At 63.4% G+C, this 1,509-nt stretch carries 1 protein-coding gene; it reads right to left on the reverse strand.

Going from position 1 to position 1,509, the window contains the following annotated elements; translation table 11 throughout:
* On the reverse strand, positions 1 to 1,397 hold a 1,397-nt coding region (locus CXY73_RS00075; RefSeq protein WP_158253952.1), incomplete at its 3' end, for a leucine-rich repeat protein.
* Positions 1,398 to 1,509: the final 112 nt, after the last annotated feature.

The following is a 1,509-nucleotide window of genomic DNA, read 5'->3' on the forward strand; positions in this document are numbered from 1 at the left end:
GTGGCGGCATCCGCTGAAATGTACGACAGGTACGTGAGCGTGCCGGTGGCGCTGACCGTCAGGAACGCGACGCGCGACAGGGCTGACCCGTCAGCGGCCGTGCCCGTGAGGGTTACGGTGTGCTGCCCGGCCGATAGTCCGGTCGGCAGAACAGCGCTGGCTGTGAACGCGCCAGTGGAGCCGATCGTTCCGCCAGCCAGCAGTACCGGGGTGGAGCGCAGAATGACGGTGTAATCGGAGCCGGCTTTGAGCCCCGCACCGGACACCGTCACCGGGGCGCCGGCGACGACGTCGCCAACGGCCAGGCCGAGGTCAAGAGTCAGGGTCGGCGACGACGGCGTAACGGGCTCTTCTACAACGACCGCGGCCACGGGCCACTTTGCGTACACGGTCACGTCGTCGGTCGGAGCGACCGAAAAATCAAACGCCGTCGTGAAGTCTGCCGTGGTGTACCAGCCATCGAATTCTGCGTCCGTAACAGTAGGAGCCACGGCCAGCTGGCCAGCAACCAAGCGCTGCGCCGCAATCGCGTCGTGCCCGGTGACGTCAAACGACACGATCGGGTCGATCACGGTGTCGTAGCCCATCCATGCCGGCGTCGTAAACCCATTGGCACGCCCTCCGTCAACTCCGAACGTCGACAGATAGTGCACCGTCAAGCCCTCAGCGTCGCCCAGCGACGGATCGACGTGGCCCGAGTCCGGATTGATGGCGTCAGTGCTCCAGAGTGTCGGCGCTGCGCCGGCGAAAGTCACCGCTACGACGTGGCCGTCCCAGAAGAGGTTCGCGCCAATGGTCTGCACTGACGCCGGAATAGTGATAGACGTCATCGGGTTTCCCCAGAAGGCGTATTGATCAATGCTTTCGAGCCCCTCATGCAGAGTGACCGAGCTCAGGCTAGTGCCACCGAAAGCTGACTCGCCGATGTGTGTCACTGACGCTGGAATGTCCAATGACGTTAGAGTACCGCTTTCGCTGAACGCATCGTCTTCGATGGTCTGCACGGACGCCGGAATGATAATAGGCCCGGTCACGGAGTTCCTGCTGAAGGCCCCCTGGCCAATGGTTTTCACGTTCTGGCCAATGGTGACCCCGGTAAGGCCCCAACGTTTAAAGGCCTCGGCCCCGATGGCGGTGACCGTGTACTCCGCGCCCGCTTCTGTGACCGTGTCGGGAATCACAACGGTCAATGCCGACCCGTTATAGCCAGTGGCGGTAATCGTTCCGTCGACGGCGCTTGCACCGTATCGGATGCCGTTTGCGGCGGTGAAGCCCGACGTCGCGGCCTGCGCCGGAGCGGCGATCAGTGCGATCGAGCTGGCCACGAGCAGGCCGACAACGGATGCCGCCAGCATCCGCTTCGACGCCCCTCGCGAAAGAGAAAAAGCTACAGACACTGCGACCTCCAAGTAGGGGACCGTGACGTCTCGACCACCGGTGGGCGTCGTCGTCACAGGGTTTCGGCACACGCCGAATCTTGACCCTACTTCGGGTGCTACCCATTTGCCC

Source organism: Cryobacterium sp. Y50 (genome assembly GCF_002929805.1).
Lineage (GTDB): Bacteria > Actinomycetota > Actinomycetes > Actinomycetales > Microbacteriaceae > Cryobacterium.